Annotated in this window: 20 protein-coding genes and 1 pseudogene; 13 read left to right on the top strand and 8 right to left on the bottom strand. The window is 72.7% G+C overall.

What is annotated here, in order from left to right; all coding sequences use genetic code 11:
- Positions 1-3: 3 nt before the first annotated feature.
- On the bottom strand, positions 4-2,400 hold the full coding sequence (locus tag IG05_RS0112260) for an HAD-IC family P-type ATPase (RefSeq protein WP_030341898.1): 2,397 nt from the start codon (positions 2,398-2,400) through the stop codon (positions 4-6).
- Positions 2,401-2,473: 73 nt separating this feature from the next.
- Complete coding sequence (locus tag IG05_RS0112255) at positions 2,474-2,740, bottom strand: DUF2530 domain-containing protein (RefSeq protein WP_078894068.1); 267 nt, start codon at positions 2,738-2,740, stop codon at positions 2,474-2,476.
- Positions 2,741-2,890: 150 nt separating this feature from the next.
- Between IG05_RS0112255 and IG05_RS0112250 the strand changes: the two genes are divergently transcribed.
- Positions 2,891-4,342 (top strand): NCS2 family permease, encoded by a 1,452-nt coding sequence (locus IG05_RS0112250; protein ID WP_030341895.1) that lies wholly within the window; start codon positions 2,891-2,893, stop codon positions 4,340-4,342.
- 16 nt (positions 4,343-4,358) lie between these two features.
- On the opposite strand, the gene IG05_RS0112245 is transcribed toward IG05_RS0112250, so the two are convergent.
- Positions 4,359-4,541 carry a ribbon-helix-helix protein, CopG family gene (locus IG05_RS0112245; protein WP_030341894.1) on the bottom strand — a complete coding sequence of 61 codons (183 nt, stop codon included), beginning with the start codon at positions 4,539-4,541 and terminating at the stop codon, positions 4,359-4,361.
- A gap of 155 nt (positions 4,542-4,696) precedes the next feature.
- Here IG05_RS0112245 and IG05_RS0112240 point away from each other — a divergent pair, with 155 nt between their 5' ends.
- On the top strand, positions 4,697-5,134 hold the full coding sequence (locus tag IG05_RS0112240; RefSeq protein WP_030341892.1) for a MarR family winged helix-turn-helix transcriptional regulator: 438 nt from the start codon (positions 4,697-4,699) through the stop codon (positions 5,132-5,134).
- Positions 5,135-5,158: 24 nt separating this feature from the next.
- Positions 5,159-6,505 carry an MFS transporter gene (locus tag IG05_RS0112235; RefSeq protein ID WP_420707586.1) on the top strand — a complete coding sequence of 449 codons (1,347 nt, stop codon included), beginning with the start codon at positions 5,159-5,161 and terminating at the stop codon, positions 6,503-6,505.
- Between the two features lie 669 nt (positions 6,506-7,174).
- On the opposite strand, the gene IG05_RS0112230 is transcribed toward IG05_RS0112235, so the two are convergent.
- On the bottom strand, positions 7,175-7,699 hold the full coding sequence (locus tag IG05_RS0112230) for a GNAT family N-acetyltransferase (protein WP_030341889.1): 525 nt from the start codon (positions 7,697-7,699) through the stop codon (positions 7,175-7,177).
- 39 nt (positions 7,700-7,738) lie between these two features.
- Between IG05_RS0112230 and thpR the strand changes: the two genes are divergently transcribed.
- Complete coding sequence (gene thpR / locus IG05_RS0112225) at positions 7,739-8,311, top strand: RNA 2',3'-cyclic phosphodiesterase (protein ID WP_030341887.1); 573 nt, start codon at positions 7,739-7,741, stop codon at positions 8,309-8,311.
- Positions 8,312-8,474: 163 nt separating this feature from the next.
- Here the strand turns inward: thpR and IG05_RS0112220 are convergent, their stop codons facing one another.
- The 3 genes from IG05_RS0112220 to IG05_RS0112210 form a co-directional block, all read right to left on the bottom strand.
- Positions 8,475-9,470: an aldo/keto reductase gene (locus IG05_RS0112220; protein WP_030341885.1), complete on the bottom strand. Its 996-nt coding sequence runs from the start codon at positions 9,468-9,470 to the stop codon at positions 8,475-8,477.
- Between the two features lie 68 nt (positions 9,471-9,538).
- Positions 9,539-10,135: a Uma2 family endonuclease gene (locus IG05_RS0112215; RefSeq protein WP_030341884.1), complete on the bottom strand. Its 597-nt coding sequence runs from the start codon at positions 10,133-10,135 to the stop codon at positions 9,539-9,541.
- Between the two features lie 97 nt (positions 10,136-10,232).
- On the bottom strand, positions 10,233-10,907 hold the full coding sequence (locus IG05_RS0112210; protein WP_030341882.1) for a GDSL-type esterase/lipase family protein: 675 nt from the start codon (positions 10,905-10,907) through the stop codon (positions 10,233-10,235).
- Between the two features lie 122 nt (positions 10,908-11,029).
- Between IG05_RS0112210 and IG05_RS0112205 the strand changes: the two genes are divergently transcribed.
- Both IG05_RS0112205 and IG05_RS0112200 read left to right on the top strand, forming a co-directional pair.
- Positions 11,030-12,007, top strand: a complete 978-nt coding sequence (locus tag IG05_RS0112205) for a hypothetical protein (RefSeq protein WP_030341881.1) — start codon at positions 11,030-11,032, stop codon at positions 12,005-12,007.
- A gap of 167 nt (positions 12,008-12,174) precedes the next feature.
- The gene (locus tag IG05_RS0112200; protein WP_078894065.1) at positions 12,175-13,737 is read left to right on the top strand and encodes an alpha/beta hydrolase; all 1,563 of its coding nucleotides are present in this window, start codon (positions 12,175-12,177) and stop codon (positions 13,735-13,737) included.
- Between the two features lie 410 nt (positions 13,738-14,147).
- On the opposite strand, the gene serC is transcribed toward IG05_RS0112200, so the two are convergent.
- Entirely contained in the window at positions 14,148-15,266 is a 1,119-nt protein-coding gene (gene serC, locus IG05_RS0112195; RefSeq protein ID WP_030341877.1) for a phosphoserine transaminase, read from the bottom strand.
- 156 nt (positions 15,267-15,422) lie between these two features.
- Here serC and IG05_RS42080 point away from each other — a divergent pair.
- The 7 genes and pseudogenes from IG05_RS42080 to IG05_RS0112160 all read left to right on the top strand — a co-directional run bounded on the left by IG05_RS42080 (position 15,423) and on the right by IG05_RS0112160 (position 25,819).
- Positions 15,423-18,147, top strand: a pseudogene (locus IG05_RS42080) (FAD-binding and (Fe-S)-binding domain-containing protein).
- A gap of 56 nt (positions 18,148-18,203) precedes the next feature.
- Complete coding sequence (locus IG05_RS0112185) at positions 18,204-18,521, top strand: hypothetical protein (RefSeq protein WP_030341875.1); 318 nt, start codon at positions 18,204-18,206, stop codon at positions 18,519-18,521.
- Between the two features lie 113 nt (positions 18,522-18,634).
- Positions 18,635-19,579 carry an EamA family transporter gene (locus tag IG05_RS0112180; RefSeq protein WP_078894063.1) on the top strand — a complete coding sequence of 315 codons (945 nt, stop codon included), beginning with the start codon at positions 18,635-18,637 and terminating at the stop codon, positions 19,577-19,579.
- A gap of 403 nt (positions 19,580-19,982) precedes the next feature.
- Positions 19,983-21,695 carry an NAD-dependent malic enzyme gene (locus IG05_RS0112175; RefSeq protein ID WP_030341872.1) on the top strand — a complete coding sequence of 571 codons (1,713 nt, stop codon included), beginning with the start codon at positions 19,983-19,985 and terminating at the stop codon, positions 21,693-21,695.
- Positions 21,696-21,756: 61 nt separating this feature from the next.
- Complete coding sequence (locus tag IG05_RS0112170) at positions 21,757-22,551, top strand: TIGR03084 family metal-binding protein (protein WP_030341870.1); 795 nt, start codon at positions 21,757-21,759, stop codon at positions 22,549-22,551.
- Complete coding sequence (locus IG05_RS0112165; RefSeq protein WP_030341867.1) at positions 22,548-24,224, top strand: acyclic terpene utilization AtuA family protein; 1,677 nt, start codon at positions 22,548-22,550, stop codon at positions 24,222-24,224. Before IG05_RS0112170 ends, IG05_RS0112165 begins: the two co-directional genes overlap by 4 nt.
- Positions 24,221-25,819: an acyl-CoA carboxylase subunit beta gene (locus IG05_RS0112160; RefSeq protein ID WP_030341866.1), complete on the top strand. Its 1,599-nt coding sequence runs from the start codon at positions 24,221-24,223 to the stop codon at positions 25,817-25,819. The genes IG05_RS0112165 and IG05_RS0112160 overlap by 4 nt, the downstream gene beginning before the upstream one ends.
- The last annotated feature ends 5 nt before the right edge of the window (positions 25,820-25,824 follow it).

Genomic DNA, 25,824 nt, shown 5'->3' with positions numbered 1-25,824 from the left:
CGCCTAGTCCGGGAAGCGGCGGCCGACCCACCTCCACAGGTACTCCAGGACGGCCGCCGCCACCACCGCCACGCCGACCGCCGTCCACGGCATCGCGATCCCGACCAGCCGCAGCGCGAAGAAGTGCTGCAGGGCCGGGACGACGAGGACGAACAGGAAGGCCACGGCCATCGCGGCCACCAGGGCCACCCGCCACCAGGTGTAGGGGCGGGCGATGATCGCCAGTACCCACATGGAGATCAGGAACAGGGTCAGGGTGGCCGCGCTCGTCTCCGCCTCCAGCGCGCCGGACCCGCTGTAGTGGTGGCGGGCGAGCAGGTACGTGACGAAGGTCGCCAGGCCCGCCAGCACGCCCCCGGGGATCGCGTACCGCATCACCCGGCGGACGAAGTGCGGTCTGGCCCGCTCCGTGTTCGGCGCCAGGGCCAGGAAGAAGGCCGGGATGCCGATCGTGAGCGTGGAGAGCATGGTCAGGTGCCGCGGCAGGAACGGGTACTCGACCTGCCAGCACACCACCAGCAGCGCCAGCAGCACCGAGTAGACCGTCTTCACCAGGAACAGGGTCGCCACGCGCGTGATGTTGCCGATCACCCGGCGGCCCTCGGCGACCACCGAGGGCAGTGTCGCGAAGCTGTTGTCCAGCAGCACGATCTGGGCCACCGCCCGGGTGGCCTCCGAACCGGAGCCCATGGCGACCCCGATGTCCGCGTCCTTCAGGGCGAGGACGTCGTTCACCCCGTCCCCGGTCATCGCGACCGTGTGCCCGCGCGACTGGAGCGCGCCGACCATGTCCCGCTTCTGCTGCGGGGTGACCCGCCCGAAGACGGTGCCCGTGTCGAGGGCCCGCGCCAGCTCCGGCCCGTCGGCGGGCAGCCGCCGCGCGTCCACCGCCGTACCGTCCAGCCCCAGCTTCCCGGCGACCGCGCCGACCGACACCGCGTTGTCTCCGGAGACGACCTTGGCCCGGACGTCCTGCTCGGCGAAGTAGCGCAGGGTCTCGGCCGCGTCGGACCGCAGCCGCTGCTCCAGGACGACCAGGGCGGTGGGGCGGGCGCCCCGGGCCGGCTCGGAGTCGTCCAGGTCGCGGTGCGCGCGGGCCAGCAGCAGCACGCGCAGCCCCTGCTCGTTCAGCTGCTCGGTCTCGGCCAGGGCCGGGTCGCCGGGGGCGAGCAGCACGTCGGGGGCACCCAGCAGCCAGGTACTGGTCTCGCCGTCGCCCTCGCTGAACGCGGCCCCGCTGTACTTGCGGGCGGAGGAGAACGGGAGCGACTCGACGCAGCGCCAGTCCTCGCTGTCCGGATAGGCGTCGATGATCGCCTGGAGTGAGGGGTTGGGGTGCGGGTCGGACTCGCCGAGCGCGCCGAGCACCTTGCGCAGGTACGACTCGTCGGCCCCGTCGAGCGGCCGCAGCTCGCCGACGTCCATCCCGCCCTCGGTGAGCGTGCCGGTCTTGTCCAGGCAGACGGTGTCGACGCGGGCCAGGCCCTCGATGGCGGGCAGCTCCTGCACCAGGCACTGCTTGCGGCCGAGCCGGATGACGCCGATCGCGAAGGCGACCGAGGTGAGCAGCACCAGCCCCTCGGGGACCATCGGCACGATCCCGCCGACCGTGCGGCCCACTGCGTCCTTCAGGTCGTCGTTCTTGACGACGAGCTGGGTGATGACGAGCCCGACGGCCGCCGGGACCATCATCCAGGTGACGTACTTGAGGATGGTGGAGACGCCGGTGCGCAGCTCGGAGTGGACGAGCGTGAAGCGGGAGGCCTCCTCGGCGAGCCGGGCGGCGTAGGCCTCGCGGCCGACCTTGGCGGCCGTGAAGGCGCCGCCGCCCGCGACCACGAAGCTGCCGGACAGCACCTGGTCGCCTGGGCGTTTGACGACGGGGTCGGCCTCGCCGGTGAGCAGCGACTCGTCGATCTCCAGCCCGTCCGCCTCCGCGCACACGCCGTCGACGACGATCTTGTCCCCGGGGCCGATCTCGATGAGGTCGTCCAGGACGATCTCATGGGTGGCCACCTGGGTCGCCACCCCGTCCCGGCGGACCGTCGGCCGGGCCTCCCCGACCACCGCGAGGGCGTCCAGGGTCTGCTTGGCCCGCCACTCCTGGACGATGCCGATACCGGTGTTGGCGAGGATCACGAAGCCGAAGAGGCTGTCCTGGATCGGCGCGACGACCAGCATGACCAGCCAGAGCACACCGATGATCGCATTGAACCGGGTGAAGACGTTCGCCCGGACGATCTGCCCCAGCGTGCGGCTGCTGCGCACGGGCACGTCGTTGACCTGGCCACGCGAGCGCCGCTGTGCCACTTCCGCGCCGGTCAGCCCTGACGGCCGGGTCGCCGGCAGGGCCACGGGATGGACGGGGTCGAGTTCGGCGCCCGCGTCTATATGGCTCATGCACTCGACGTTACGTGCGATTTCGCCCACCTGCCCACCGGCTCGCCCGGCCGGAGAGCGCGTGCGGGGGCGGCTATTCGGCGGACGCCGCCCGCACCCCGGCCGACCGTTTGATCGCCGCGTCCCGCCTGCGCACGTACCAGACGCCGATCAGCCCCAGCCCGCCCCCGGCCAGGCACGTCCACAGCCACCACAGGTGTCCGTGGTCCTCGAACCAGCCGTAGAAGGGGAGCTGGACCAGGAAGAGGACGAACCACACGAGGGTGCCGCCGGTGATGGTGGCGACCACGGGCCCCTCCAGGGGCTCCGGCGCCTCGTGCTCGGGGGTCCACTTAGCCATGGGCACAGCTTATGCGCCGCCACTGTCTACGCGCGGAGATAGCGATCTCTCCCTCATACCTTCATACTGAAACCGTTTGTCTCTGACCGCTTCTGATCGTAGGAAACTCCAACGGGGCTCGGGGGAACCTCGCTGGGGATGAGGTCCTCCATGTCCACCTCGGCCCAGGCCAAGGTCCCCACCCCCGAAAAGCCGGGGGGCGCGCCGGCCAGCGGCGCCCTCGACCGCTACTTCAGGATCTCCGAGCGCGGCAGCAGCGTCGCCCGCGAGGTCCGTGGCGGTTTCGCCACCTTTTTCGCGATGGCGTACATCATCGTGCTGAACCCGATCATCCTCGGCAGCGCGAAGGACATGTACGGGCACCACCTGGACAACGGTCAGCTGGTGACGGCCACCGCGCTGACGGCCGCCTTCAGCACGCTGCTGATGGGTGTCATTGGCAACGTGCCGATCGCGCTCGCCGCCGGCCTCGGTGTGAACTCCGTCGTCGCCCTCCAGCTCGCGCCGCGCATGTCCTGGCCGGACGCCATGGGCATGGTCGTCCTCGCCGGTTTCGTGGTCATGCTGCTGGTCGCCACCGGCCTGCGCGAGCGCGTGATGAACGCCGTGCCGTTCGGCCTGCGCAAGGCGATCTCGATCGGTATCGGCCTGTTCATCATGCTGATCGGCCTGGTCGACTCCGGCTTCGTCACCCGGATGCCGGACGTCGCCCAGACCACCGTCCCGGTCCAGCTGGGCACCGGCGGCCACCTCACCGGCTGGCCGGTGCTGGTCTTCATCCTCGGCGCGCTGCTCACCTTCGCGCTGATCGTCCGCAAGGTGCCGGGCGCGATCCTCATCTCCATCGTCGGCATGACCGTCCTCGCCGTGATCGTCAACGCGGTCGCCACGATCCCCTCCTGGGGCCTGACGGTGCCGAAGTGGCCGGGCAACCCGGTCGCCAGCCCCGACTTCGGCCTGGTCGGCAAGGTCAGCCTGTTCGGCGGCTTCTCCAAGGTCGGCGTGCTGACCGGCATCCTGTTCGTCTTCACGGTCCTGCTGTCGTGCTTCTTCGACGCGATGGGCACGATCATGGGCATCAGCGACGAGGCCAAGCTGACCGACGCCGAGGGCTACATGCCGGGCATCAACAAGGTCCTCTTCGTCGACGGCCTCGCGGTCGCGGCGGGCGGTGCCAGCTCCTCCTCGGCCACCACCGCCTTCGTGGAGTCCACGGCCGGTGTGGGTGAGGGCGCCAGGACCGGCCTCGCGAACGTCGTCACGGGCGGCCTCTTCGCCGTCGCGCTGTTCCTCACCCCGATCGCCACGATGGTCCCGTCCCAGGCGGCCACCCCGGCGCTGGTCGCGGTCGGCTTCCTGATCCTGTCGAACTCCATCAAGGAGATCGACTGGGCGGACTACACCATCGCGATCCCGGCCTTCGTGACGATGCTGATGATGCCGTTCACCTACTCGATCACGAACGGCATCGGCATGGGCTTCATCACCTTCACCCTGCTGCGCCTGGCCGCCGGCCGGGGCCGGGAGATCCCGGTCCCGATGTACATCGTCTCGGCCGTCTTCGCCTTCTACTACCTGATGCCGGCCCTGGGCCTCACCTGAGCCCGCGCGGGAGCCGTCAGGTGACCCCGTAGAACCTCTCCGTCTCCTCGACGGCGGTCTGGAACCGCTCGTCGAAGTCATCCCGAATGAGCGTCCGGACGACATAGTCCTGGACGCTCATTCCTCTTTTCGCCGCGTGGTGCCGGAGCCGTTCGAGCAGCTCCTCGTCTATCCGCAGGCTGAGCACACTGGTCCCCATGTGTACGAGGGTCGCCACAGCGGGGCCTTCGATGCGTCACTTTCCGGAACCGGCTCACTCGTACGGGTGATCTTGCGGTTCAGTGGCGGGTGTCACGGGCAACGCGGGCGCGCGCGACTGGTCCTTAGCGAGAGTAATGAGTTACTCTAAGGAACATGCCGGACCTTTCCCATGGCGACGACGCTGCCGCCGTGAACGCTCTCCGCTCCGCCGTGATGCGGCTGTCCCGTCGCCTCAAGCACCAGCGGGTCGACGAGTCGCTCAGCCCCACCGAGATGTCGGTGCTCGGCACCCTCGCCCGCTGCGGCAGTGCCACCCCGGGCGAACTCGCCCGCAAGGAGCACGTCCAGCCGCCGTCGATGACCCGCATCGTCGCGCTGCTCGAAGCCAAGGGCCTGGTCCGGCTGGAGCCGCACCCCGAGGACCGGCGCCAGAAGGTCGTCACCCAGACCGAGCAGGCCGAGGCCATGCTGGAGGAGAGCCGCCGCAAGCGGAACGCCTTCCTGGCGACCCTGGCCGAGGGCCTCGACGAGGACGAGTGGGCCGCCCTGCGCGCCGCCGCCCCCGTACTGGAGAAGCTCGCACACCTGTAAGCACCACCGAAGGAGGCGACCCGTTTGAGTACGGGACCCGGAACACCTTCCGCCCCCGCACCGGCCCCTACCACCCCTGTCGTGCCCCGTAGGTCCTCGATGTTCAGCTCGCTGAAGATCCGGAACTACCGCCTCTTCTTCCTCGGCCAGGTCGTCTCCAACACCGGCACCTGGATGCAGCGCATCGCCCAGGACTGGCTGGTCCTCGGCCTCACCGGCTCCTCCGCGGCCGTCGGCATCACGACGGCCCTGCAGTTCCTGCCGATGCTGCTGTTCGGCCTGTACGGCGGTGTCCTCGTGGACCGCCTGCCCAAGCGGCCCACGCTGCTGTTCACGCAGTCCGCGATGGCCGTCACCGGTCTCGCGCTCGCCGCGCTGACCCTCTCCGGCCAGGTCCAGGTCTGGCACGTCTACGTCGCCGCGTTCGCCGTCGGCCTCGCCACGGTGGTCGACAACCCCGCCCGGCAGTCCTTCGTCTCCGAGATGGTCGGCCCCGAGCAGCTGCAGAACGCGGTCAGCCTGAACTCCGCGAACTTCCAGTCCGCCCGGCTGGTCGGCCCCGCCGTGGCCGGCCTCATGATCACCGGGGTGGGCACCGGCTGGGCGTTCCTCGCCAACGGCCTGTCCTTCGCCGCGCCCATCGCCGGCCTGCTGCTGATGCGGGCCCGCGAGCTGCACGTGGTCGAGCGCGCGCCGCGCGGCAAGGGCCAGCTGCGCGAGGGCCTGCGCTACGTCGCCGGGCGGCCGGAGCTGATCTGGCCGATCGTCCTGGTCGGCTTCATCGGCACCTTCGGCTTCAACTTCCCGGTGTGGCTGTCCGCCTACGCCGACGACGTCTTCGACGCCGGTGCCGGCGCCTACAGCCTCTTCAACACCCTGATGGCCGTCGGCTCCCTGGTCGGCGCCCTGCTGGCCGCCCGGCGCGGCACGGCCCGGCTGCGCGTCCTGATCGCCGCCGCGCTGGCCTTCGGCACGCTGGAGACCGTGGCCGCCGTGGCTCCGTCGTACTGGCTGTTCGCGCTGCTCATGGTGCCGATCGGCATGTTCGGCCTGACGGTGAACGTCACCGCCAACACGGCCGTGCAGATGGCCACCGACCCGGCCATGCGCGGCCGGGTGATGGCCCTGTTCATGATGGTCTTCATGGGCGGTACGCCGCTGGGCGCGCCGGTGGTCGGCTGGGTCACCGACACCTACGGTGCCCGGATCGGCTTCGCGGCCGGCGGTGTGATCTCGGCCGCGGCAGCCGCCACGGTCGGCCTGGTCCTGACCCGCATCGGCGGCCTGCGCCTGTCGGTGGGCTGGCACCACGGCCACCCCCGGGTCCGCTTCGTGCCACGCGAACGAGAGCAGCTGGCCACGGCGGCATAGGCGCCACGGCGGACTCGGGGGCACGCGCCTCGGCCCCGGTGGCACGCGCCTCGGCCCCGGGGGGCCCGGCCCGGTGGGGGTGTCTCGGCCCGGTGAGGTGCCTTAGCCCGGAGGGGGTCCCCCGGCCCGGTGGGGGTGTCTCGGTCCGGTGGGGGTGCCTCGGCCCAGAAGGGGGCTGCCCCGGCCCGGAAGGGGTGCCCCGGCCCGGAAGGGGTGCCCCGGCCCGGAAGGGGTGCCCCGGCCCGGAAGGGGTGCCCCGGCCCGGATGGGGTTCCTCGGCCCCGGAGGCGGTGCCTTAGCCCGGAAGGGGGTCCCCGGCCCGGAAGGGGTGCCCCGGCCCGGATGGGGTCCCTCGGCCCCGGAGGCGGTGCCTTAGCCCGGAAGGGGTCCCCCGGCCCGGAGGCGGTGCCTTAGCCCGGAGGGGGTGCCCCGGCCCGGAGGGGGTCCCCAGCGCGGAGGGGGTCCCCGGCCCGGAGGGGGTCCCCGGCCCGGAAGGAGTGCCTCGGCCCCGGAGGCGGTGCCTTAGCCCGGAAGGGGTCCCCCGGCCCGGAGGCGGTGCCTTAGCCCGGAAGGGGGTCCCCGGCCCGGAGGGGGTCCCCCGGCCCGGAGGGGATTCCCAAGGCCCGGAAGGGGTGCCCCGGCCCGGAGGGCGCCCCGGCCCGGTGGGGGCTAGTCGAGCCTTCGGGCCAGTACCTGGCCCGGCCAGTCGTCCGGGCCGTGGGTGTAGGTGTGGGTCGGGGTGAAGCCGTTGGCCTCGTAGTAGGCGACGAGCCTGCGGTCACCGCCCGCGTAGCAATCCACGCGCAGCAGTCCCACGCCGGCCCGCCGGGTCACCTCGGCGGCGTGCGCGAGCAGGGCGCTGCCCGCGCCCAGGCCCTTGAAGCGGCGGTCGGAGGCGAGCCAGTGGACGTACCGCTCGGGCTCGCCGGGCGGCGGCAGGTGGGACAGGTAGGAGCCGGGCGCGTCGGTGAGGGTCAGCGTGGCGGCCGGGACGCCGTCCACCTCGGCGATGTACGTGGTGCCCTCGCCCATGGCCTTCGCCACCGCCCGTACCGTCCCCTCGTGCCGCGACAGCGGTTCGGTGCCCCACTGCACGGTCCGCCCCTGTGAGACCAGCCACTCCACACTGCTGTCGAGCATGCCGAGTATCGCGGGGAGGTCGTCCGGGCCGCCTTCTCGAATGGTGATCGTCATGACCCCATCATGTCGCCCGGGGTCTGCGATCGTGAGGCCATGAGACTCTTCGCCGCCGTACTGCCCCCGCAGGACATCGCCGACGAGCTCGCCGCCGAGGTGGCCCGGTTGCGGGAGCTCCCGGACGCCGGCCGGCTGCGCTGGACCGAGCGCCCCGGCTGGCACTTCACCCTCGCCTTCTACGGCGAGGTCCCCGACGACGTCGTCCCCGCCCTCTCGGACCGGCTGGCCCGCGCGGCCCGCCGTTCGGCGCCCTTCTCGCTCGCCGTCGCCGGCGGCGGCCAGTTCGGCCGGGGCCGCGCGCTGTGGACGGGCGCCCGGGGCGACGTGGAGGAGCTGCGGCTGCTGGCCGACCGGGCGGAGGCGGCGGCGCGCAAGGCGGGCGTGGAGATGGGGGAGCACCGGCGGTACAAGGCCCACCTGACGCTGGCCCGCAGCCGGGACACGGTCGACGTACGGCCGTATGTGCGGCTGCTCGCCGAGTTCGCCGGGCGGAGCTGGACCGTGGCCGACGTGGCGCTCGTGCGCAGCCGGCTGCCGACGTCCGGGGTACCGGGGGAACAGCCCCGGTACGAGGTGGTCGAGCGCTGGGCTCTGGGCGGGGCCGGTTAGTCTCGCATACGTGGACCCGAAAACCCGGAACCGGATCATGGCCGGTGCGCTTGTGTTGTTGTTCGTGGTGGTGGCCTTGGCGTCGGCCGTCAGGTAGCGGTACGTCCGGCCGCCGACGCGGCGGAGCCGCATGCCGCATGCAGCCCCGCCGCCCCTTCCGGCGTCACCAGGCGAAGGCCTCCGGGGACGGGCCCGGGCCCGGGAAGATCTCGTCCAGGCTCTTCAGCAGGTCCTCGCCCAGCTCCAGCTCCACCGCCCTGAGCGCCGACTCCAGCTGTCCGGCGGTGCGCGGACCGACGATCGGGCCGGTCACGCCGGGGCGGGTGAGCAGCCAGGCCAGGGCGACCTCGCCGGGCTCCAGGCCGTGCTTGTCGAGCAGGTCCTCGTAGGCCTGGATCTGCGCGCGGGCCGAGGGGTCGCCCAGCGTCTCGGCGGCCCGGCCGGAGGCGCGGCGGCCGCCCTGGACCTCCTTCTTGATGACCCCGCCCAGCAGCCCGCCGTGCAGCGGCGACCACGGGATGACACCGAGGCCGTAGTCCTGCGCGGCCGGGATGACCTCCATCTCGGCGCGGCGCTCGGCGAGGTTGTACAGGCACTGCTCGCTGACCAGGCCGATGGTGCCGCCGCGCCGGGCGGCGGTCTCGTTGGCCTGGGCGATCTTGTAGCCGGGGAAGTTGCTGGAGCCGACGTAGAGGATCTTGCCCTGCTGGACGAGGACGTCGATCGCCTGCCAGATCTCCTCGAACGGGGTGTTCCGGTCGATGTGGTGGAACTGGTAGAGGTCGATGTAGTCGGTCTGCAGCCGCTTCAGGCTGGCGTCCACCGCGCGCCGGATGTTCAGCGCGGAGAGCTTGTCGTGGTTGGGCCAGACGGTCGCGCCGTCCGTGTCCATGTTGCCGTACACCTTGGTGGCGATGACGGTCTTCTCGCGCCGTCCGCCGCCCTGGGCGAACCAGTTGCCGATGATCGACTCGGTCCGGCCCTTGTTCTCGCCCCAGCCGTACACGTTGGCGGTGTCGAAGAAGTTGATGCCCGCGTCCAGCGCCGCGTCCATGATGGCGTGGCTGTCGGCTTCGTCGGTCTGCGGACCGAAGTTCATCGTCCCGAGGACGAGTCGGCTGACCTTGAGTCCCGTGCGTCCGAGCTGCGTGTACTCCATGGTCCACCAGCCAACGGCTTGGAGTGCGCTCTATGCAAGGGCTTTCGGCCGATGCGGGGCCGTGGCGGTCAGTCGCGGGGGAACTCGGTGGTTCTGAGGGCGAGTCGGAGCGGGGTTGTGGTGAGGTCGACGTCGGTGCCGTAATCGACGCGCAGCTCGCAGGTGTACTCGCCCTTCTTGGGCTCCGTGTACACATGGCACCTGCCCTGGTACGGGTCGGCGATGAGGTACACGGGGACTCCTGCGCGAGCGTAGGCGGTCTTCTTGGGCCCGTAGTCGTTGTGGGCCGTCCCCTTCGAGACCACCTCGGCGACGAACTCCACGTCTTCGTGACGCCAGCGTCCGTCGTCGTCCTTCGCCGCACCTTCGCGGAGCTTGGCCACGTCGGGGCAGAAGCCGTTCCCGTTGCCGGGGAAGTCGATGCGGACGTCCGAGAACACGCGCGCCGAGCGCCTCCCGAAGCGATCTTCGAGCGCCCACAGGATCTCGCGGATGGTTTGCCAGCGGACATCCCGCTGCGGCGTCATGAAGACATCGCCCCCCACGACCTCGACCTTGTATCCGTCGGGGACGGGCATCCGCTCAAGCCGCTCGAACCACTCGTCCAAGCGCCTGGTGTTGGCATCGGCCATCTTGATCTCGATCCTGTCTTCCAGGACGGTCATCGTGGCGCTCCTCCCCGGCCGCTCCCCGGAAGAGTGCGGCCGCGCGGTACAACGATACGTACCCCGGCCGGGACGCGCCGGAATCCGGTCGAACCGATCAGGCCACGTACGCCCCGCCGACCCCCCACGCCTCCCGCATCGCCCCCGCGAACGCCTCCGCGATCCGCTGCTCACCGCGGCCGTTGGGGTGCGTGCCGTCGTAGGTGTCGGTGTGGATGTCGTACCCCTCCGGCGGCGAGGCGAGCAGGAGTGTCGAGCGGGGCTCGTCCAGGTCGGCCACCGTCTTGGCGAGCAGCACGTTGAACCGGTCCACCTGCTCGGCGAAGAGCGGGTCCGCCGCCGCCCGGATGTTCGGGATGACGGGCAGCAGCACCATCCGGATGCGCGGGTCCGCCTCGCGCGCGCCCGCGACGAACGCCCGTACGTTCTCCGCCGTCTGCTCGGCGTTCGTGTAGAAGCCCAGGTCGATCAGGCCGAGGGAGACCAGCAGGACGTCGGGGCGGTGGGTGCGCACCGCCTCGCCGATCAGCGGGGCCATGTGCAGCCAGCCCTCGCCCCAGCCCGCGAGGTGGGCGCGCGGGAAGCCGGGGTCGGCGTAGGCGAGGGACGTCGGGGCGCCGGCCTGCTGGTCGTACAGCGTCTCGCGCGGGCCGACGAAGGTGAACGGGCCGCCGTACGCCCCGCACAGGTGCTGCCACAGCCGGTAACGCCATGTGTGGTCGCTCGCGCTCCCGATCGTCATGGAGTCGCCCACGGGCATGAACCTAAGCATTCGCTCATCATGGACGATGCCGGTGACGCATGGGATCCGTGGTGGTTGTGAGGCGGACCACGTCCACCCGGCCCCGGCCGGCCCGCCGCCTGAACCCCCGCCGGGAGTGGCAGGCTTGGGGCATGCGTCGACCGTTCGCCGTTCTCGCCGGGGTGCTGCTCACCGGCGCCTGCGCGCTGCCCGCCACCGCCGCCGACGGATCCGCCGAGGGGGCGGGGGACCAGGGGTTCACCCTCAAGGACCCGCGGATCACCGAGTCCAGCGGGCTCGCCGCCTCCCGGCAGCACCCCGGCGTCTACTGGACGCACAACGACAGCGACGACGGGCCGTACCTCTACGCCGTGGACAGCGCCACCGGGAAGACCGTCGCCCGGATCACCCTGCGCGGCATCGGCTCCCCGCGGGACGTCGAGGCCATCTCCATCGGGCCGCACGACGAGATCTACGTCGGCGACATCGGCGACAACTTCGGCGGCAGGTGGCCGTACGTGTGGATCTACCGGCTGCCCGAGCCGAAGAAGCTGACCGACCAGACCGTCACGGCCACGCAGTACGTCGTGAAGTACTCCGACGGGCCGCGTGACGCCGAGTCGCTGCTCGTCCACCCCCGGACCGGCCGCGTCTACATCATCGACAAGAAGGAGGACGGCGGGCACCTGTACGAGGGCCCGGCCACCCTCTCCACCTCGGGCGCGAACGTGTTCAAGCCCGTCGCCGCCGTCGACCTGTGGGCCACCGACGCCGCCTTCTCCCCGGACGGCCGGCACCTCGCCGTCCGCGGCTACTTCGGCGGCATCTCCTACGACTGGAACGGCGGCCGGATCCAGCGCAAGGGGCGGCTGGACGTCCCGTTGCAGGGGCAGGGCGAGTCCGTGTCGTACTCCGCCGACGGCAGCAAACTGATGTACGGCAGCGAGGGCGCGAACAGTGCCGTACAGGCCGTGGACGCCCCTGACCGGCCCGCCGCGAAGTCACCTTCCGGGGACGGTGGTTCAGGGTCCGCGGCGGACAAGGGCGGTTCCGGGCTGAAGGTCGGCGCCGTGATCGTCGTGGCCGGCGCGGCGGTCCTGTTCGGTCTGCGCCGGCTGCGGCGCCGCTGAACCGGGGGGGGGCGGAGGGAAAACAGCCCGTTCGGGTTCTCCTCCCCAAGTCCCTTTCCGTGTCCACCGGGAGGTGGAGCAAGACCGGCCCCCAGATGGATCCGTACACCCCGGTGGACACGAAACCCTCTTTCCGTCCCTCAAGTTGACGGAAAGGAACGTCCATCGTGCGGATAGGACGCTTGGCGCCCTTGCTCGCCGCGGGGGTCACGGCGACCCTCGTCCCCGCCCTCGCCCCGGCGCAGGCATCCGCGGCCGAACCGCTGGGGAGGTTCACCGCCCAGAAGCCCGCGTGGCACAGATGCGACGCGTCGCAGCCCGCCGCGTTCCAGTGCGCCACGATCAAGGTCCCGCTCGACTACGGCCGCCCCGGCGGCAAGACGATCAAGCTGGCCGTCTCCCGGCTGAAGACCAGCGTCCCCGGCAAGCGGCACGGCGCGCTCCTCTTCAACCCCGGCGGCCCGGGGGGCGAGGGCCTGGACATGCCCGCCGAGATGAAGGACGTGCTGCCCAAGAAGGTCCGCGAGCGGTACGACCTCATCGGCTTCGACCCGCGCGGCGTCGGCCGCAGCACCCCGGTCACCTGCGGCCTCACCGAGGCGGAGCAGAACTTCCAGCACCCCTACAAGGCCGAGACGTTCAGCCGGGACGTCAAGTGGGCCCGGACCGTCGCCGACAAGTGCCGTACCAGGAACGGCGACACGCTCCGGTACATCACCACCCGCAACACCGCCCGTGACATGGACGTCATCCGCGCGGTCCTGGGCGAGAAGAAGCTCTCCTACCTGGGCTACTCCTACGGCACCTATCTCGGCGCCGTCTACGCGCAGATGTTCCCGCAGCGCACCGACCGCTTCGTGCTGGACAGCTCCGTCGACCCGGCCCGGATCTGGCGCGGCATGATCCAGGTCTGGGCGTCGGGCACCGAGCCGGCGTTCACCCGCTGGACGAAGTGGACCGCGCAGCGCCACCGCACCTACAAGCTCGGCAGCACCCCGGCCCAGGTGCGCAAGACGTTCTGGGACCTGGTCGCCCGGGCCGACCGCACCCCCATCGACGACGGCGGCCAGAAGTTCACCGGTGACGACATCCGCGCCGGCCTGCGCCCCGTGTTCTTCTCCCCCAAGTACGCGGCCGAGGCGGTGACCGAACTCAAGAAGGCCGCGGCCGGCCACGGTTCCTCCCGCCACTCCCTCCTGCCGCCCGGCGTCCGGCAGGCACCCCGCTGGACCTCCGCGCCGACGGGGTCCGCGGCCGCGCGGATTCCGGCGGACAACGGCTCCGCCGCCTTCTGGACGGTGCTCTGCGGTGACACCGCGGCCTGGTCGCACGACCCGGAGCAGTACCGTCGGGACGCCGTCCGGGACAAGGCCAGGTACCCGCTCTACGGCGACTTCGCCTCCAACATCATGCCCTGCGCCTTCTGGGGCACGCCGGCCGGGCCCGTCACCGAGGTCGGCAACAAGGTCCGTCTGATGACCGTCCAGAACCAGTGGGACTCCCAGACGCCCCTGGCCAGCGGCCTTGGCATGCACCGCGCCCTGAAGGGCTCCCGCATGGTGTACGTCAAGGGCGGCGAGGGCCACGGTGTCTACTCCGGTGACCCGCGCGCCTGCGCCGACCGCGCCGTCGACGCCTACCTGAGCACCGGGAAGCTCCCGGCCCGGGACGTCACCTGCACCCCGCCCGCCGGGCGGGGCGCGAAGCCGTCACTGCTACCCCGCTTCTGACGCACACGCACCTCCCACACCCCGAAGGGCGCCCGGTGTTCGTTCACCGGGCGCCCTTGCTGACGGTTGGGGGAGCAGGTGACCAGCGCCAGTGAGAGGTCGGCCGTCTCCCGCAGGGGAGCCGTCGGCGCGGGCGACGCCTGCCGGCACTCCTCGTCGCGTGGGAACGGAAGCCGGCAGCCGGCCGCGCGAGCGCGTCCGGCCCAACGGCGCCAACGGGCCTCGTAGGGGCCCGGTTCACGTACGGTCCAGGACGCGCGTCCACCGGCGCGAGTCCGCGTCCGCCTTCCTCGTCCGGGCCGGGGTGGGGCCGCGGGAGCCGGTTCCGGGCCGGGCCGGAGACCTCGGACCGCACGCGAAGGGCGCCCGGTGAGGAACACCGGGCGCCCTTCGTCGTCGTACGCGAGCGGTCAGAGCTTCTCGATCACGTAGTCGACGCACTTCGTCAGCGCCTCGACGTCCGCCGGGTCGATCGCCGGGAACATGGCGATGCGCAGCTGGTTGCGGCCCAGCTTGCGGTACGGCTCGGTGTCCACGATGCCGTTGGCGCGCAGCACCTTTGCGACGGCGGCGGCGTCGATCTCGTCCGAGAAGTCGATCGTGCCGATGACCTGCGAACGCTTGGCCGGGTCCGTGACGAACGGGGTGGCGTACTTGGCCTCCTCCGCCCAGCCGTACAGCCGGGTCGAGGAGTCCTTCGTGCGGGCCGTGGACCAGGCGAGGCCGCCCTGGCCGTTGAGCCACTCCAGCTGCTCGTTGAGCAGGAAGAGTGTGGCCAGGGCAGGGGTGTTGTACGTCTGGTTCTTGCGCGAGTTGTCGATCGCCGTGGGGAGCGAGAAGAACTCCGGGACGTGCCGGCCGGAGGCGTGGACCCGCTCGGCGCGCTCGATCGCGGCCGGGGAGAAGACGCCGATCCACAGGCCGCCGTCGGAGGCGAAGGACTTCTGCGGGGCGAAGTAGTAGACGTCGGTCTCGGCGATGTCGACCGGGAGGCCGCCCGCGCCGGAGGTGGCGTCCACGAGGACGAGCGCGCCCTCGTCGGCGCCGGCCACGCGCTTGATCGGCATGGCGACACCGGTGGAGGTCTCGTTGTGGGTGAAGGCGTAGACGTCGACACCGGCCTCGGCCTGCGGCTCCGGGTGGGTGCCGGGGTCGGAGGCGATCACGGTGGGCTCGGCCAGCCAGGGCGCGAGCTTGGCGGCCTTGGCGAACTTGGACGAGAACTCGCCGAAGTTCAGGTGCTGCGACTTGTTCTCGATCAGGCCGTGCGTGGCGATGTCCCAGAAGGCGGTGGAGCCGCCGTTGCCGAGGACGACCTCGTAGCCCTCCGGGAGGGAGAACAGCTCGGAGATGCCCTCGCGGACCTTGCCGACCAGGTTCTTCACCGGCGCCTGCCGGTGGGAGGTGCCCAGCAGGGAGGTACCGGTGGCGGCGAGGGCGTCCAGCGCCTCGGTGCGCACCTTGGAGGGGCCAGCGCCGAAACGTCCGTCGGCGGGCTTGATGTCAGCGGGAATCTGGATGTCGGCCACGGGACGAGGTTAGCCGGTGGCGAAGAGCGAGGTGGAGACCTGTCCGTTCGATGAGACGAGATCGCCGGGACTCGGACTTGTGAGGTTGTACGACGATAGGGGCGGGGTTGTGGACAACTCTCGGTGACTGTCCGTGATCGGATGCATCCTGGACGCATGACGGATCACTTGGGACTCGAAGCGGAGCTGCGCGCGGCCGTGCGGGGCGAGGTCGGGTTCGACGCCACCGCCCGGGCACTGGTCACCATGGACGCCTCCAACTACCGGCGGGTCCCGCTGGGCGTCGTGGCCCCCCGGGACGCCGACGACGTGGCCGCCGTGCTGGAGGTGTGCCGGGCGCGCGGGGTGCCGGTGGTGGCGCGCGGCGGCGGCACGTCGATCGCCGGCCAGGCGACCGGGACCGGCGTGGTGCTGGACTTCACCCGGCACATGACCGCTCTGCTGGAGCTGGACCCGGGCAGCGGGACGGCCGTCGTGCAGCCGGGGCTCGTCCTGGACCGCCTCCAGGAGGCCGCCGCCCCGCACGGCCTCCGCTTCGGCCCCGATCCCTCCACGCACAGCAGGTGCACGCTCGGCGGCATGATCGCCAACAACTCCTGCGGCTCCCACTCGGTCGCCTGGGGCACCACCGCGGACAGCGTCCGCGAGCTGTCGGTCGTCACCGCGCGCGGGCAGCGGCTGCGGCTCGGCCCGCACTGGGCGGGCGCCCCGGCCGGGCTGCGCGAACTGGCCGAGGGCGAACTGGCCCGGCTGCGCACGGGCTTCCCGGACCTGCCCCGCCGCATCTCCGGGTACGCCCTGGACGCGCTGCTGCCCGAGAAGGGCGCCGACGTCGCCCGCTCCTTCTGCGGCTCCGAGGGCACCCTCGGCATCCTCACCGAGGCCGTGGTCCGCCTGGTCGAGGCCCCCCGGGCGCGCGCCCTGGCCGTGCTGGCGTACGCCGACGAGAGCGCGGCCGCCGAGGCCGCCGCCGGCCTGCTGCCGCTGCGGCCCCTCACGGTGGAGGGCATGGCCGCCGACCTGGTGCCGCCCGGGTCCGGGCTGCCCGGCGGGGGCGCCTGGCTGTTCGTGGAGACCGGCGGGGACACGGCGGCCGGGGCCCGCGCGCGGGCCGAGGAGATGGTGCGCGCCGCCGACGTCGTGACCGCGCTGGTCGTCACCGAACCGGCGGCCCAGCGGGCCCTGTGGCGGATCCGCGAGGACGCGGCCGGCACCGCCACCCGGATGCCGGACGGCACGGAGGCCTGGCCCGGCTGGGAGGACTGCGCGGTACCGCCCGCCCGGCTCGGCGCCTACCTGCGCGACTTCCGCGCCCTGCTGTCGGCCCACGGCCTGCGCGGCGCGCCCTACGGCCACTTCGGCGACGGCTGCATCCACGTCCGCATCGACTTCGACCTGCTCACCGAGGCCGGCGTCGGCCGCTTCCGCCGCTTCTCCGAGGAACTGGCCGACCTGGTCGTGGCGCACGGCGGCTCCCTGTCCGGGGAGCACGGCGACGGCCAGGCCCGCGCGGAACTGCTGCCGCGGATGTACGGCGAGGAGACGGTCGCGCTGTTCGAGCGGGCCAAGGCCGTCTGGGACCCGGACGACCTGCTCAACCCCGGCATCCTGGTCCGCCCGGCGCGGCTGGACGAGAACCTCCGCTTCGCCGTCCTGCCGGGCCGCCCGGTCGACGTGGCCTTCGGCTACCCGGCGGACGGCGGCGACTTCGCCGCGGCCGTCCGCCGCTGCGTCGGCGTCGCCAAGTGCCGTACGGCCACGCCGGCCGGCCCCGCCGTCATGTGCCCCTCCTTCCGCGTCACCGGCGACGAGCAGCACTCCACGCGCGGCCGGGCCCGGCTGCTGCACGAGATGCTCGCGGGCGAGGTGGTCACCGACGGCTGGCGGTCCACGGAGGTCCGGGACGCCCTCGACCTGTGCCTGTCCTGCAAGGGCTGCCGCTCGGACTGCCCGGTCGGCGTCGACATGGCCACGTACAAGGCGGAGTTGGCGGGGGCCGAGCGGGGGCGCGGGGGGCCGGCCGACCGCGTACCCGGCGGGCGCTGCCGCGGACTCCGCCGGTGTGGGGGAGGCGCCCGCTCAGGACGGCGGCGACCTGGTCGTCCTCTGGCCGGACACCTTCACCGAGCACCTGGCTCCCTCCGTCGGGCGGGCCGCCGTACGCGTGCTGGAGGCGGCCGGGCTGCGGGTGGCCCTCCCGCCCACGCGGGTGCCGGGCCGCGGGGCGATCGGGGACGGCAGGACCAGGGCGGTGACCGCGCTGCTCACGGCCCGCCGGGCCCGGGTCTGCTGCGGGCTCACCTACCTCTCGACCGGCCAGCTGGACCGCGCCCGTACGGTCCTGCGGCGCACCCTGGACCTGATGGAACCGGTGCTGCGGGCCCGGGTCCCGGTCGTCGTCCTGGAACCGAGCTGCGCCGCGGCCCTCCGCGGCGACCTCCCGGAACTCCTGCCCGACGATCCGCGAGCGGCCCGGCTGTCCGCCGCGGTGCTCACCTTCGCCGAAACGCTGGAGCGCCACGCCCCGCACTGGACCCCGCCCGCCGTCGACCGCCCGGTGGCCGGCCAGACCCACTGCCACCAGCACGCGGTGCTCGGCGACACCCCGGACCGCCGGCTGCGGGCCGCCGCCGGCCTCACCGGCGAACTGAGCGGGGGCTGCTGCGGCCTGGCGGGGAACTTCGGCTTCGAGAAGGGCCACTTCGAGGTCTCCCGGGCCTGCGCGGAGGAACAGCTCCTGCCCGCCGTCCGCCAGGCACCCGCCGGCACGCTGATCCTGGCGGACGGCTTCTCCTGCCGCACCCAGCTCGACCAGCTCGCCGGGATCCGGGGGCGCCACCTGGCGGAGGTGCTGGCACAGGCACTGGACGCGTCCTCATAAGCGAATTTTCACAGCACACCCTTGCCGAATTCGCCGTTCCGGCTCCCGGTCGGCGTGTGATCACGCACGACCTCAACCTCGCCCCCGACGCCGACCGCATCGTCGTCGTGGAGCGGGGCGGGGCGTACGCCCGGCTGCACCGCTCGCAGAACAGCACGCCATGGACACCGGCGAGCTGCGCATGCCGCTGTGGGAGGAACACCGGCCACCGGCCGTACGGACCCGGCCAGGCGTACGGGCAGGGGCAGGGACACGGCTACGGCTACGGATCCGAGGCGGGCGGCCCCGCGTACGGGAGCGCCGGTCACGTGCCGTCGGCGCTGCCGGACGGCCGTCCCCTGTTCCGTAACGAGGAGGTCTGGCCGGGCAGTTGAGCCCGGTATCCGGGACAGTCCCAAAAAGAGTTCACGCACCTGTCGAAGTCCATTACCCTGGACCTGGTAGTACATCGTGATGCACGTACCCGATCAAGCCACCAGGACCGCCCGTGACCGCCGCATCCAGCACCGCATCGCCGTCCCAGACCGCCCCCGCCCCCACCGGCGGCGCCGGCGGCTCCGGTTCCCTCGGCTCGCTCGCGCCGGTCGGGCTGGTGCTGGCCGGCGGCATCTCGGTGCAGTTCGGCGGCGCGCTGGCGGTCACCCTGATGCCCCGGGCCGGTGCGCCGGGCGTGGTGACCCTGCGCCTCGTCGCGGCGGCGATCGTCCTCCTGCTGTTCTGCCGGCCCCGGCTGCGCGGCCACTCCCGCACCGACTGGGGCACGGTGGTCGTCTTCGGTATCGCCATGGGCGCGATGAACGGCCTGTTCTACGAGGCGGTGGCCCGCATCCCGCTGGGCCCGGCGGTCACCCTGGAGGTGCTGGGCCCGCTGACGCTCTCCGTGCTGGCCTCCCGCCGCGGGATCAACGCCCTGTGGGCCTGCCTGGCCCTCGGGGGAGTGTTCCTGCTCGGCGGCGGAGGCTTCAGCAACCTGGACCCCACAGGTGTCGCCTTCGCCCTGGGGGCCGGCGCCATGTGGGCGGCCTACATCATCTTCAGCGCCCGTACGGGCCGCCGCTTCCCGCAGGCCGACGGTCTGGCACTGGCGATGGCCGTCGCCGCCCTGCTCTTCCTCCCCATCGGCATCACCGACGCGGGCACGCGCCTGCTCGATCCCACCACCGCCGCCCTCGGCTCGGCGGTGGCCCTGCTCTCCTCGGTCCTGCCGTACACCCTCGAACTGCTGGCCCTGCGCCGCCTGCCGGCCTCCACCTTCGCCATCCTCATGAGCCTGGAGCCCGCCCTCGCGGCCACGGCCGGCTTCCTCATCCTCGGCCAGTCCCTGTCCGCGACCGAGGCCGCCGCGATCGCCCTGGTCATCGTGGCGAGCATCGGCGCGGTCCGGACCCAGGTGGGCCGGGGCAAGACCGCCGCGGCCCCCGTCAGCCCCTGACCGCCGCCCCACCCGAGAAGACGCAACCACCGCCCACCCCCTCACCGGCCCCGTCGCCACCTCCACCCCCGGCCCTGGACCGCCTCCGGCCGCTCCGGACCCGTCGCCCCCTCTCCGTCCTCTCCGGCCCGCGCCGCCTCCGACCGCTCCCGCCCTCCGTTGCCGCCTCTGTTTTGGTCCCGGGTGCCTCCGGTCCCGGGCTGCCACCGCTCCCGCCCCCGCGCCACCTCCCACTCCCGGGTCGCCTCCCACCCCCGCCGCCTCCCGCCGCTCCCGCGGCGACGGCGACGCGTCGGGCCCCCGGGCGCGGCCCCGCGTACGCACCGCCTCCCCTCGGTGAGAGTGGAATGCAGTCGCAGCCGGGTTTGTGGAAACCCGGTCTGCCGACGGAAAGGCGGATCCCATGACCGATGCCCGTGAGACCACACCCGAGCCGCTGAGGATCGCCGCGCGCGGGCGGGCCGTGCTCGCCGACCCCCGGACCAACCGGGGTACGGCGTTCACCGAGGAGGAGCGGCGGGCCCTCGACCTCGTCGGGCTCATCCCGCCCCGCGTGCTCACGCAGGACGAACAGGCCGAACGCGCCTACGGCCAGTTCCGGGAGCAACCCAGCGACCTGGCCAAGAGCGTCCACCTGACCGCCCTGCACGACCGCAACGAGGCCCTGTTCTACCGGTTGGTCGGCGATCACCTCGAAGAGATGCTGCCCATCGTCTACACCCCCACCGTGGGCACGGCGATCCGCCGCTACAGCACCGAGTACCGCCGCCCGCGCGGCGTCTACCTCTCCGTGGACGCCCCCGACGACATCGAGCGCTCACTGCGCGCGAGCGGCCTGGGCGCCGACGACGTCGACCTGATCGTGGCCACGGACGGCGAGGGCATCCTCGGGATCGGCGACTGGGGTGTGGGCGGTATCGACATCGCGGTCGGCAAACTGGCCGTCTACACGGCCGCCGCCGGCATCGACCCGCGCCGCACCCTGCCCGTCATGCTCGACGTCGGCACCAACCGCAAGGAACTCCTCGACAACCCCCTCTACCTCGGCAACCGGCACCCGCGCGCCGACCGCGAGGACTACGACGCCTTCATCGACGCCTACGTCACCGCGGCCACCCGGCTCTTCCCGAACGCCTTGCTGCACTGGGAGGACTTCGGCACCGCCAACGCCCACCGCGTCCTCGACCGCTACCGCGACCGGGTGTGCACCTTCAACGACGACATCCAGGGCACCGGCGCCGTCAACCTCGCCGCCGTCCTGTCCGGCGTCCGCGCCACCGGCACGCCCCTGCCCGAGCACCGGATCGTCGTCTTCGGCGCGGGCACCGCCGGGATCGGGGTGGCCGACCAGCTGCGCGACGCCCTGATCGCCGAGGGCCTGTCCGAGGACGAGGCGCGGGCCCGCTTCTGGTGCGTCGACCGGTACGGCCTGCTCACCGACGACCAGGGCGACGAGCTCCGGGACGTGCAGAGGCCGTACGCCCACCCGGCCGGCGAGGCCGACGGCTGGCGCCGGGACGAGAGCCTGCCCGGCATCCCGCTGGACGAGGTGGTCCGCAGGGCCCGCCCGACCATCCTGATCGGCACCTCCGGCCAGGGCGGCGCGTTCACCGAGGACCTCGTCCGCGCGATGGCCGAGCACACCGAGCGGCCGATCATCCTGCCCATGTCCAACCCGACCGACCTCGCCGAGGCCACCCCCGCCGACCTGCTCGACTGGACGGGCGGCAAGGCGCTGGTGGCCACCGGCAGCCCGTTCGCGCCGGTGGAGCGGGACGGTACGACGTACGAGATCGGGCAGGCCAACAACGCGCTGGTCTTCCCCGGGCTCGGCCTCGGCGCGATCGTCGCCCGGGCCTCCCGGATCACCGACCGCATGCTGCGCGCGGCGGCCGACGCGGTGGCCCGCCGCACCGGTGACACCGAGGTCGCGCGTGCCGACGCGCCGGTCCTCCCGCCGATCCGCGACCTGCGCGCCACCTCGGAGGCGGTCGCCGTGGCCGTGGCCCGGGCCGCGGTGGACGAGGGGGTCGCCCGGGCGGCGGTGGACGACGTCGAGGCGGCGGTGCGGGCGGCCCGGTGGGAGCCGGTGTACCCGCCCGTGGAAGCGGTGTGACCGTCCAGAAATTAATGCAAGCACGCTTGATTGTTTCTGGGTCCGCTGCCATGCTCCCCCCATGGCCGACCCGACGCCCGTCATCGACGACCTGCGTGCCGAGAGCGAGGAACTCGACCTGCTCGTCGCCGAGTTGACCGCTCACCAGTGGAACCTGCCCACCCCCGCGCCCGGCTGGACCGTCGCCCACCAGATCGCCCACCTCGCCTGGACCGACCACTCGGCCCTGCTCGCCGTCACCGACGCCGGTGCCTTCCAGGCGCTGGTGGAGAAGGCGCTCGCCGCCCCCGGTTCGTTCGTGGACGAGGGGGCGGCGGAGGGCGCCGCGCTCCCGCCCGCCGACCTGCTGGCGGCCTGGCGTGCCGGGCGCACCGCCCTGGACGAGGCCCTGCGCGGCGCACCGCCCGGCGCCCGCTTCCCCTGGTACGGCCCGCCCATGTCCGCCGCCTCCATGGCCACCGCCCGCCTCATGGAGACGTGGGCCCACGCGCTGGACGTCGCCGACGCCCTGAATGTGGTGCGCCCACCCACCGACCGGCTCCGGCATGTGGCCCGACTCGGGGTGCGGACCCGTGACTTCGCCTTCGGGGTGCACGGACTCACCCCGCCGGCCGGGGAGTTCCGGGTGGAACTCACCGCACCGTCCGGCGAGGTGTGGGCGTACGGCCCGGAGGACGCCCCGCAACGCGTCACCGGCCCCGCCCTCGACTTCTGCCTCCTGGTCACCCAGCGCGCCCACCGCGGCGACCTCGCCCTGACGGCCGCGGGCCCGGACGCCGACCGCTGGCTCGGCATCGCCCAGGCCTTCGCGGGCCCGCCCGGCACCGGCCGCCCGCCGCAGGGGGCCGGCCGGTGAGGCCGCTGCGCATCGGCAACTTCTCCGGTTTCTACGGCGACCGCTCCGACGCCCTGCGCGAGATGCTCACCGGCGGCGAGGTGGACGTCCTCACCGGTGACTACCTCGCCGAACTCACCATGCTCATCCTCGGCCGCGACCGGCTGAAGGACCCGTCCGCCGGGTACGCCCGCACCTTCCTGCGCCAGCTGGAGGACTGCCTCGGCCTCGCCCGTGAGCGCGGGGTGCGGATCGTCGCCAACGCGGGCGGCCTCAACCCGGCCGGACTCGCCGACCGAGTACGGGAGCTGGCGGACCGGCTCGGCGTCCCGGTGCGGGTCGCGCACGTCGAGGGCGACGATCTGGCCGCCGCCCGTCCCGGCACCCTCGCCGCCCACGCCTACCTCGGCGGCTTTGGCATCGCCGCGTGCCTGCGGGCCGGCGCCGATGTCGTGATCACCGGCCGGGTGACCGACGCGGCCCTGGTCACCGGGCCCGCCGCGGCGCACTTCGGCTGGACGCCCGCGGACCACGACCGGCTCGCCGGCGCCGTCGTGGCCGGGCACGTGCTGGAGTGCGGGACCCAGGCGACCGGCGGGAACTACGCGTTCTTCGGCGAGGGGGACGTACGCCGCCCCGGCTTCCCGCTCGCCGAGATCCACGCCGACGGCGGCTGCGTGATCACCAAGCACCCCGGCACCGGCGGTTTCGTGGACACGGGCACGGTCACCGCCCAGCTGCTCTACGAGACCGGCGGCGCCCGGTACGCCGGACCCGACGTGACCGCCCGGCTGGACACCGTGACGCTGCGCCAGGAGGGACCGGACCGGGTGCGGATCGAGGGGGTGCGCGGGGAGGCGCCGCCGCCCACCCTCAAGGTGGGGCTCAACCGCCTCGGCGGCTTCCGCAACGAGGTCGTCTTCGTCCTCACCGGACTCGACATCGAGGCCAAGGCGGCCCTGGTGCGGGAGCAGCTCGACGCCGCCCTCGCCAAGTCGCCGCCGCAGGAGGCCCGGTGGGACCTGGTGCGGACCGACCGGGCCGACGCGGACACCGAGGAGACGGCCAGCGCGCTGCTGCGGCTCGTGGTCCGCGACCCGGACCAGCAGGCCGTGGGGCGCGCGCTGAGCGGGGCCGCCGTGGAACTGGCACTCGCCAGCTACCCGGGCTTCCATGTGCTGTCCCCACCGGGAAAGGGCGCCCCCTATGGGGTGTTCGAGGATGTGTACGTGCCCCATGGGGACGTGGAACACAGAGCCGTCCTCCACGACGGACGCCGTATCCCTGTGCCGGCGCCCCAGGAGACGCGGCCCCTGGACGCCGTACCGCCTCCGCCCCTCCCCGCACCCCTGCCGCCCGGCCCGGTCCGGCGGGCGCCACTCGGGCTGGTCGCCGGGGCGCGCAGCGGGGACAAGGGCGGCAACGCCAACGTCGGGGTGTGGGCGCGGACGGACGAGGCCTGGCGATGGCTCGCGCACACGCTGACCACCGACAGGTTCCGGCAGCTGCTGCCCGAGACCCGCGAGCTGCCCGTCACCCGCCACCCGCTGCCGAACCTGCGCGCCCTCAACTTCGTCGTCGAGGGCATCCTCGGCGCCGGCGTCGCCGCGCAGACGCGCTTCGACCCGCAGGCCAAGGCCCTCGGCGAATGGCTGCGCTCCCGCCACCTGGACATCCCGGAGACCCTGCTGTGACGGTTCTGCAGACCGCTCTCGACCCCACCGGACCCGACTACCAGGCCCACCGCGCAGCCATGCTCGGCAAACTCGCCGAGCTGGAGGCCGAACACGCCAAGGCCCTCGCGGGCGGCGGCGAGAAGTACGTCCAACGGCACCGGGGGCGCGGCAAACTGCTCGCCCGCGAACGCATCGAACTGCTGCTGGACCCCGACACCCCGTTCCTGGAACTGTCCCCGCTGGCCGCCTGGGGCAGCGACCACCCCGTCGGCGCCTCGCTCGTCACCGGGATCGGCGTGGTCGAGGGCGTGGAATGCCTGATCACCGCCAACGACCCGACCGTACGCGGCGGCGCCAGCAACCCCTGGAGCCTGAAGAAGGCCCTGCGCGCCAACGACATCGCGCTCGCCAACCGGCTGCCCTGCATCAGCCTGGTGGAGTCGGGAGGCGCCGACCTGCCGTCCCAGAAGGAGATCTTCATCCCCGGCGGCGCGATCTTCCGCGACCTGACCCGGCTCTCCGCCGCCGGCATCCCGACGATCGCCGTCGTCTTCGGCAACTCCACCGCCGGCGGCGCCTACGTCCCCGGCATGTCCGACCACGTGATCATGGTCAAGGAGCGGGCGAAGGTGTTCCTCGGCGGGCCGCCCCTGGTCAGGATGGCCACCGGTGAGGAGAGCGACGACGAGTCCCTCGGCGGCGCCGAGATGCACGCGCGCGTGTCCGGCCTCGCCGACCACTTCGCCGTGGACGAGCCCGACGCGCTGCGCCAGGCCCGCCGCGTCGTGGCCCGCCTCAACCACCGCAAGGCCCATCCGGACCCCGGCCCCGCCGAGCCGCCCGCGTACGACCCCGAGGAACTGCTCGGCATCGTCCCGGGCGACCTGAAGATCCCGTTCGATCCGCGCGAGGTCATCGCCCGGATCGTGGACGGCTCCGACTTCGACGAGTTCAAACCGCTGTACGGCACGAGCCTGGTGACCGGCTGGGCCGCCCTGCACGGCTACCCGGTCGGAGTGCTGGCCAACGCCCAGGGGGTCCTCTTCAGCGCGGAGTCGCAGAAGGCCGCCCAGTTCATCCAGCTCGCCAACCAGCGCGACATCCCGCTGCTCTTCCTGCACAACACCACCGGCTACATGGTCGGCAAGGAGTACGAGCAGGGCGGGATCATCAAACACGGCGCCATGATGATCAACGCGGTCAGCAACAGCCGGGTCCCGCACCTGTCGGTCCTCATGGGCGCGTCCTACGGCGCCGGGCACTACGGCATGTGCGGCCGGGCCTACGACCCCCGCTTCCTGTTCGCCTGGCCCAGCGCCAAGTCCGCCGTCATGGGCCCGCAGCAGCTCGCCGGCGTGCTGTCGATCGTCGCCCGGCAGTCGGCGGCGGCCAAGGGACAGCCCTACGACGAGGACGCGGACGCGGCCCTGCGCGCCATGGTGGAGCAGCAGATCGAGTCCGAGTCGCTGCCCATGTTCCTGTCCGGGCGGCTGTACGACGACGGCGTCATCGACCCGCGCGACACCCGCACCGTCCTCGGCCTGTGCCTCTCCGCCCTGCACACCGCGCCCTACGAGGGCACGCGCGGCGGCTTCGGCGTCTTCCGGATGTGAGGGAC

Source organism: Streptomyces sp. NRRL S-1022 (assembly GCF_000720135.1).
Lineage (GTDB): Bacteria > Actinomycetota > Actinomycetes > Streptomycetales > Streptomycetaceae > Streptomyces.
The sequence above is the reverse complement of the archived record's forward strand: the minus strand, read 5'-3'. Positions and strand labels throughout refer to the sequence as shown.

What these genes read in the sequence shown, in the direction of transcription:
- IG05_RS0112260 (WP_030341898.1), bottom strand. Translation starts at nt 2,400, where the DNA reads ATGAGCCATATAGACGCGGGCGCCGAACTCGACCCCGTCCATCCCGTG.
- IG05_RS0112255 (WP_078894068.1), bottom strand. Translation starts at nt 2,740, where the DNA reads ATGGCTAAGTGGACCCCCGAGCACGAGGCGCCGGAGCCCCTGGAGGGG.
- IG05_RS0112250 (WP_030341895.1), top strand. Translation starts at nt 2,891, where the DNA reads ATGTCCACCTCGGCCCAGGCCAAGGTCCCCACCCCCGAAAAGCCGGGG.
- IG05_RS0112245 (WP_030341894.1), bottom strand. Translation starts at nt 4,541, where the DNA reads ATGGGGACCAGTGTGCTCAGCCTGCGGATAGACGAGGAGCTGCTCGAA.
- IG05_RS0112240 (WP_030341892.1), top strand. Translation starts at nt 4,697, where the DNA reads ATGCCGGACCTTTCCCATGGCGACGACGCTGCCGCCGTGAACGCTCTC.
- IG05_RS0112230 (WP_030341889.1), bottom strand. Translation starts at nt 7,699, where the DNA reads ATGACGATCACCATTCGAGAAGGCGGCCCGGACGACCTCCCCGCGATA.
- thpR (WP_030341887.1), top strand. Translation starts at nt 7,739, where the DNA reads ATGAGACTCTTCGCCGCCGTACTGCCCCCGCAGGACATCGCCGACGAG.
- IG05_RS0112220 (WP_030341885.1), bottom strand. Translation starts at nt 9,470, where the DNA reads ATGGAGTACACGCAGCTCGGACGCACGGGACTCAAGGTCAGCCGACTC.
- IG05_RS0112215 (WP_030341884.1), bottom strand. Translation starts at nt 10,135, where the DNA reads ATGACCGTCCTGGAAGACAGGATCGAGATCAAGATGGCCGATGCCAAC.
- IG05_RS0112210 (WP_030341882.1), bottom strand. Translation starts at nt 10,907, where the DNA reads ATGCTTAGGTTCATGCCCGTGGGCGACTCCATGACGATCGGGAGCGCG.
- IG05_RS0112205 (WP_030341881.1), top strand. Translation starts at nt 11,030, where the DNA reads ATGCGTCGACCGTTCGCCGTTCTCGCCGGGGTGCTGCTCACCGGCGCC.
- IG05_RS0112175 (WP_030341872.1), top strand. Translation starts at nt 19,983, where the DNA reads ATGACCGATGCCCGTGAGACCACACCCGAGCCGCTGAGGATCGCCGCG.
- IG05_RS0112170 (WP_030341870.1), top strand. Translation starts at nt 21,757, where the DNA reads ATGGCCGACCCGACGCCCGTCATCGACGACCTGCGTGCCGAGAGCGAG.